Origin of the sequence: Streptomyces sp. NPDC048604, assembly GCF_043199435.1 — a bacterium.
Classification (GTDB): Bacteria; Actinomycetota; Actinomycetes; order Streptomycetales; family Streptomycetaceae; genus Streptomyces.
This window is the reverse complement of record NZ_JBICVX010000036.1, coordinates 1-7,330: the sequence shown is the minus strand read 5'-3', so window position 1 is coordinate 7,330 and position 7,330 is coordinate 1. Positions and strand designations below refer to the sequence as shown.

At 73.3% G+C, this 7,330-nt stretch carries 3 protein-coding genes; all 3 read right to left on the bottom strand.

The window, feature by feature from the left end:
• A partial coding sequence (locus ACGFMM_RS35695; protein ID WP_393650656.1) for a cellulase family glycosylhydrolase occupies positions 1 to 698 on the bottom strand: 698 nt, incomplete at its 3' end.
• A 496-nt stretch (positions 699 to 1,194) separates the two neighbouring features.
• Entirely contained in the window at positions 1,195 to 4,080 is a 2,886-nt protein-coding gene (locus ACGFMM_RS35690) for an ATP-binding protein (RefSeq protein WP_393650655.1), read from the bottom strand.
• Between the two features lie 39 nt (positions 4,081 to 4,119).
• A complete protein-coding gene (locus tag ACGFMM_RS35685; protein WP_393650654.1) occupies positions 4,120 to 7,188 on the bottom strand; it encodes an alpha-mannosidase in 3,069 nt (1,022 codons plus the stop codon).
• Positions 7,189 to 7,330 lie beyond the last annotated feature (142 nt).

Here is a 7,330-nt window from a genome sequence, read left to right as displayed (position 1 = left end):
TCGTTGCGCAGGTCCGCGCCGACCACTCGCTTGTTCGACTTGTAGCGCTCCGTCAGGAACAGCCAGTTGTCGATCCACTCCTCGGTGGACTGGCTCGTGTTCCAGCGCTCGTTGCCGTCCAGGCCGCAGCACCAGCGGTAGGTCGTGGTGTGGTTGTTCAGGACGACGGCGAAGCCGTCCGCGGTCAGTGCCTTGACCACCGCGTCGAAGACCTCCAGCGGGGTCTTGCCCTCCAGCTGCGGGTTGGCCGCGACGGCGTAGTTCGGCACCGTGGTGTCGTCGTTGATCATCGCGTCGGAGTAGGGCAGGCGGATGGTGTTCAGGCCCAGCGCGTGGAAGTCCGCGAGGATCTTGGCGATCGGGGTGCGGTCCAGGCCGAGCGGGATGTTGTTCGACATCTGGTCGGCCTGGTGCTCGGCCACATCGCTCTCGCTGCCGCTGCCCTCCCAGGTGCCCTGGGCACCGGCCCAGTTGCCCGCCTTCAGCTTGAAACGGTTGCCCTTCGCGTCGACGACGTACCGGCCCCGCGTACTCAGCGGAGCCGTCCAGGACGCCGCCAGCTGCGGCCCGGTGAGAGCGGTGGGGGCCACCACGGCGGCAGCCGTCGCACTCGTGGCGAGCGGTGCCGCGTCGGCCCCGGTGATTCCGGCGAGCACCAGCGCCGACACGGCGACGGTGGCGGGCAGAATGCGGGTCACGGGCCTTTTGCCGGTGGAGGCCGGCCTCTCGAACGTCATGTGTTTCCCTCCGGGGTGGGGGGTGCGGGTATGTGGATCTGCGGATGGTGCGGACCGGACCGACGGCCCGGCATGGGGGTCCGGGCCGTCGGTCCGGCGTCAGGAGGCGCGGGCTGTTGCTGCGGCTCAGCCCTTCAGGCCGGCGGGAGCCGCCGTCCGGCGCGCCGCTTGTCGATCTCGGTGTGCGCCGGCCGGGCTGCCTGCGTACCCGACGCGGCACGCACGCCTTGTCTCTCCGACCGGCCCTCGTCAGACCGGTCTGCTCGGCCGGTCGGGCCCGTCCGCGACGGCGGTGGGATCGGCGGTACGAGGAAGAGGGGAAGTGGCCATGTCAGCTCCTGGTACGTCCGGGCGGAGTGCGGGCCGCCCGGGGCGGACCCGACCATGCCGTCACCGGCTTCCGCGGACAATCAGGGGTGGCCGAAGTAGGTATACGTAAGGGAGCCGGAGCCCGGGCTCAGCGGCCCTGCCCCTGCCTCCGCAGCGCCTCGCCCACCGTCCTCCGCGTGGTGCCGAGCTTGCGCAGGACCCGGGCGACGTGCTGTTCGACGGTGCGGGTCGACAGGAAGAGCCCCGTCGCGATGTCCTGGTTGGTCGCTCCGCGCGACAGCAGCTCGGCGACCTGGAGCTCACGAGGCGACAGCCGGTCGCCGTACCCCTTGCGCCCCTGCGACGCCCGCTGCCCAAGACCGAGTTCGCGCAGGGCGTGCTGGCAGCGTGCCGCGTCGGCCGACGCGCCGAGCCGCGTGTAGGCGTCCAGCGCCTCGACGAGGTGCCGCGGCTCCCCGCCGGGCCGCGTGAGCGCCTCGATGCGCCCCAGGCGCTCGGCGGCGCGGGCGGCCTCGTAGGGGCGGCCGATCTCCTGCCACGCGCACCGGGCCCGCCCGAACCGCTCTGCTGCCTCGGCGGGCGAGCCGTCGCACAGCAACAGGCCGCGGGCGAGGTGGAGCTCGGCGAACGCGGCGGGTGTGTCCCGTCCCCGCAGTCCGTGTTCGGCGTCCTGCGCGAGGCGTTCGGCGCCGCCGCGGTCGCCGATGCCCAGCGCCGCCTCGACCGCGGCCGAGAGCAGCCCGGCGTTCCTCGGCCAGGCCCGGGCCTCCCGCAGCAGTGCGACGGCGGGCGCGGCCGCGGCCGCGGCCTCCTCGGCGCCGCCCAGGGCGAGCCGGAGGTTGACGAGTCCGGCGGCCGCCCGGAGCGCCACGCTCACCTCGGAGTGGCCCTGCCCGTACGCCGCCGCGGTGCCGAAGTGTTCGAGCGCCCGGCTGCGCTGCCCGCGGGCCGCGGCCAGACCACCGAGAAGCAGGGCGCGTTCGACGCCGACCAAGGTGATGTCGGGGTACGCGTCGGCGAGGGCGGCGAGGCGCTCCTCCAGGCCGTCCCACCGGCCGCCCAGGTAGTCCAGGCTCAGCAGGGTGGCTTGTCCGTACACGCCCAGGTACGGGATGCCCGACGTGTCGGCCCGTTCCTGGTTTCCGTCGAGAAGCCGCCGGGCGCGTTTGTCGTGGCCGAGTTCCGCGGTCAGGGTGCCCGCGTTGTGCACGGCGCGGGCGGTCTGCCGGATGACCTCCCGCTCGTCCGACTCCCAGGGCAGCCCTTCCAGCAGTGACCAGACCGCCGGGTCGCCCTCCCGTGCCATGAGGGTGATCCGGGTGGCCCGGACGGCAGCCCGGATGCCTTCGTTCCGGCTGCCGGCGACGGCGGCCTCGGCCCGGTCCATCCACGCCCCGGCCTGCTCGACCGCGCCGCCCCACTCGTTCAGGGCGAGCGCGATCATCGCTCTGGCCGCCCGCTCCGGACGGCTCTCCAGCTCGGCGGCGGCCTGCTCGATCTCGCCGAAGCCGGCGCGGTCCCCGGCCTGCGTGACCATGAGCAGTCCGAGGCCGAGCCGGACCTCGCCCCGGGTGACTTCGGAAAGTTGCCGGTCGGACAGGATGCGGCGGAGGAGTGCCGCGTTCGCCGTGTGGTCCGCGCCGAAGGTCGCGATGCGGGCGAGGGCGAGCGCGGTCCGGGAGCGGAGGGCCTCGTCGGGGTCGTGTTGTTCGAGGATCTGCCGGAGCAGCGTGGCCGCCGTACCGGTGTCGCCGACGGTGATGGCCTGGTCGGCGGCTTCCTCGGTGCGGCGGAGCCACTCCTCCCGGTCGCCGAGGGCGAGCGTGTGATGGGCGACCTGCACCAGCGGTACGGGGCGCTGCTCCCGCAGTTCCTCCACCGCCTTCTGATGCAGCCGCCGGCGCAGAGGTCCGGGGACGTGCCGGTACGCGACCTGCTGGGCCAGTACGTGCCGGAAGGCGTAGCAACCCGGCTCCGCCTCGCGCAGGACGGAGGCCGCCAGCGCCTCGATGATGCCCGTGGCGCCCTCGTCCGGGTCGAGCCCGGCGACCCGGACGAGCAGCGGCTCGGAGGCCGGGACGGCGAGCACCGCCGCCGCGCCCACGACGGCCGCACCGGCCGGCGTCAGCGCGGCGAGCCGCTCGGTGACGGCCTCGCGGAGCCCGCGCGGCACGTCCGCCCGGCGCAGTCTCTCCACGGCGTCGTCGTCGGAGTCCCTCTGCCGGTCCTGCTCGCGCAGCGTGATCAGGTCTTCCTCCGCGACCAGCGGCAGTCCCTCGCTGCGACGGTACAGGGCCCGGCCGATCGCCCGGGTGGCGTGGTGGCCGAGGGTCGCGGTGGCCAGTTCCTGGACGTCGTCCTCGGTGAGGGCGCCGAGGCGGAGGGTGGTACCGCCCACGCCCGGCGGGTGGCGGTAGGCGGCGCCGAGCACCGGGGTCCCCGGCGGCAGGTCCTCGGCACGGTAGGTGAGGACGAGCGAGAGCTGCTCGGGCAGATCGCGGGCGAGGAGCAGCAGCAGATCCCGGGTGGCGCCGTCGACCCAGTGAAGGTCCTCCACGACCAGGACGGCCGGTCCGAGCACGGCGAGGAAGGACCGCACCGCCTGGACCAGCCGGTGGCGCTCGGCGTGGGGGTCCTCGACGGGGTCGGGCGGGGGCGGCAGACGGTCGGCCAGGTCGGGGAGCAGCGGGGCGAGGGCGCCCGCCGTCGGCGGGACACCCGCGGTGGGCAGCCAGTCGCCGGCCTCCCGCAGCGCGTCCACGACCGGGCCGTACGGGAACGGCTCGCGCAGCGGATGACACGAGCCGGTGAGCACCCGGCGGCCCTCGCGGGCCAGCACGTACGCCGCCTCGTGCACGAGTCGGGACTTGCCGATCCCCGCCTCGCCCTCGACCAGGACGACCGCCGGGGGACGCCGGACCGCGTCCAGCAGGCGCTCGAGCTCGCGCTGCCGCCCCACGAACGGAAAACCTCCGCCGTGCACGGGACGACCGTGGTCGAGGACCTTCGCCAAGGGAGTCAGCCTCCTGCGCTGTGATGCGGGGCCGGTGCCCTACGTGCCCGGGTCACGATATGCCGGACTCGTCGACGGACGCAGACGGAGGGTGAGGATCTGGAACGGGCGCAGGGTCAGGGACACCTGTCCCGCGGACGTCTCCCGGGCGGCGCCGGGGTCCTCGCCGGGGGCGAGCGGGCGTTCCAGCAGGTCGGTGACGGTGGCCGACTCCAGCGGGAAGCCGGTCGTCAGCAGGGCCGTGGCCCGTCCTCCGTGCGCCTCGTAGAGGCGTACGACGAGGTCGCCGGAGCGGTCGTCGGCGAGCTTGACCGTGTCGACGACGACGGCGTCGTCGTCCGTGACGACCAGGGGCGCGACCTCCGACGGGGCACCGGGCACGAAGCGCTCGGGCACGTTGAATCCGTACCCCTCGCGCACCGCGTCCGCGATGTCGGCGCCGATCACGAACCCGTACCGCAGGTGGTGCCGGCCCTGGTCGGCGTCCGGGTCGGGGTAGCGGGGGGCGCGGAGCAGCGAGAGCCGGACCGTCGTGGTGGTGCCGCCGTCGGGGCGGACGTCCCGCGTGACCTCGTGTCCGTAGGTCGAGTCGTTGACGACGGCGGCGCCCCAGCCCCGTTCGCCGACGTGGAGGAAGCGGTGGGCGCAGAACTCGAACTTGGCCGCGTCCCAGCTGGTGTTGGTGTGCGTCGGGCGCTGGACGTGCCCGAAGGGGATCTCCGCGCTGGAGTGGTCCGCGCGGACGTCTAGCGGGAAGGCGGCCTTGAGGAGCTTCTCCTTCTCGTACCAGTCGATCTCGGTGTCGATGTCGAGCCGCCGGGATCCCTCGCGGAGGGAGATGAACTGCTCGATCCGGGAGTCGCCGAAGGTCCGCACGACCCGCACGCCACCCGCCTCCGCGCGCACCGACTCGGCGTCGCGGAGGTCGTGCACCGTGTTGCGGTAGAAGGCGTCGATGTCCCAGGCGTCGTACTCGTTGGGGAAGTCCTGGTGGAGCTGGAGGAGGTTGGCCGTCATGCCCGGAGCCAGGGCCTCGCGGCCGGCCTCGACGTCGTACGCCGAGGTCACCAGGCCCCGGTCGTCGATCCGGACGCGGACCAGTCCGTTGTCGAGGAGGTGGCCGCCCTCGGCCGGCGCGGGCGCGACCGGACGGGCCGGCGAGCCCGTGCGCGGCGACGCGGCGAAGGCGGGGATGCCGTCGCGGGTGTACGGGGAGGCGTTGAAGACCACCTGCTCCTCACCCTCTCCGGCCAGGGCCCGCTGGGCGGCGTCGACGATCCCGTGCAGCTCGGCGGTGACCTCCGCGTAGGTCTCCTCGGCCTCCCGGTGCACCCAGCCGATGGAGGAGCCGGGGAGGATGTCGTGGAACTGGTGCAGCAGGACCGTCTTCCAGAGCCGGTCGAGGGCCTCGTACGGGTATGCGAACCCGGTGCGGACGGCCGCGGTCGCCGACCACAGCTCGGCCTCGCGGAGGAGGTGTTCGCCGCGCCGGTTGCCCTGCTTGGTGCGCAGTTGGCTGGTGAGCGTGCCGCGGTGGAACTCCAGGTACAGCTCGCCGAGCCACACCGGCGCGTCGGGGTACTCCGCGTGCGCCCGCTCGAAGAAGTCGGCGGGGCTCTCGACGACGACCCTCGCAGAGCCCTCCAGGTCCTCCACCCGGGCCGCTCGGGCCAGCATCTCGCGGGTGGGGCCGCCGCCGCCGTCTCCGTAACCGAAGGGGAGCAGTGAGGTGTTGGCCGCCTCCTTGTCCTGGAAGTTCCGCACCGCGTGCGCGAGTTCGGCTCCGGTGATCTCGGCGTTGTAGGTGTCGACGGGCGGGAAGTGGCTGAAGATCCGGGTGCCGTCGACGCCCTCCCACCAGAAGGTGTGGTGCGGGAACTTGTTGGTCGTGTTCCAGGAGATCTTCTGGGTGAGGAACCAGCGCACGCCGGCGAGTTTCATCAGCTGCGGCATGGCCGCGTTGTAGCCGAAGGTGTCGGGCAGCCACATCTCCTCCGTCTCGACGCCGAACTCGTCGAGGTAGAAGCGCTTGCCGTGGATCAGCTGCCGGGCGAGGGACTCGCCGCCGATGATGTTGGTGTCGGGTTCCACCCAGAGACTGCCGACGGGGAGGAACTGTCCGGACTTCGCCTTCTCCTGGACGCGGCCGTAGACCTCGGGGCGGCGCTCCTTGAGCCAGGCCAGCTGCTGGGCCTGGGACATGGCGAAACGGAAGCCGGGGTGGTCGTCCATGAGGTGGGTGACGTTGGAGAGCGTCCGGGCGACCTTGCGCACGGTCTCGCGCAGCGGCCACAGCCAGGCGGTGTCGATGTGGGCGTGCCCGACGGCGGACATGCGGTGGGCGCTGGGCGCGGCGGGAGCCTGCAGTGCCGGACGGAGCACCTCACGAGCGGCGGCGGCACAGCCGGACACGTCCTGCAGGTCGATGACGTCCAGGGCCCGCTCGACGGTCTGCAGCAGCTGCCAGCGGCGCGGTTCGCCCTCGGGGAGTTCGCGCATCAGCCCGCCGAGGACGTCCAGGTCCTGGGCGAGCTCCCACACCTCGGTGTCGAAGACCGCCAGGTCGAGGCGGAGCAACTGGTAGAGCGGAGCCCCGGAGAAGCCGATTCCGGTCAGCCAGGAGGGCCGGCCGCCCGTGGGGTCGGGCACATGGCTGTCGTTAAGGTTCGGGTTGGCGGCGGCCTCGACGTAGTACGTGAACTCCTCGCCGCCGACCACCGGATCGGCCACGGGGATGTAGGCGTTGCGCGGGTTGAGGGCCTTCACGACGCTGCCGTCCGCCCGGTGGACCAGGCCCTCGCTGGAGAAGCCCGCACCGGTGTGGTTGAAGCCGATGTCGACGACGGCCTCGACGCGTTGGCCGGCCCACTCCTGTGGCACCCTGCCGCTGATCCGGAACCAGCTGGTGCTCCACGGCGGCCCCCAGCGGTGGCCGAGCGCCACCGGCCGGTACGGCGCGGCGATGCCGTCGGCGACGGGGACGGGCTCGCCGGGGACGTTCCAGATCGCGATGTCGAGCGGGACCGTACGGGCGTGGACGGCGGGCCTGATGCGCTCGTCGAGGACGCGGGCGAGCCGCTGCTCGGTGAGGCGTTGCCTGCTGTGCATGGATGTCTCCATGGTCGTTCGGGAGAGTGTGGGGGGGTGAGGGGGTGGGGGCGGGGTGAGGGGGTGGGGGCGGGGTGAGGGGGTGGGGGCGGGGTCGGCGGGCCAGCCGGTGCGGACCCGGCCGTGGCCGGGTCCGCGCGCC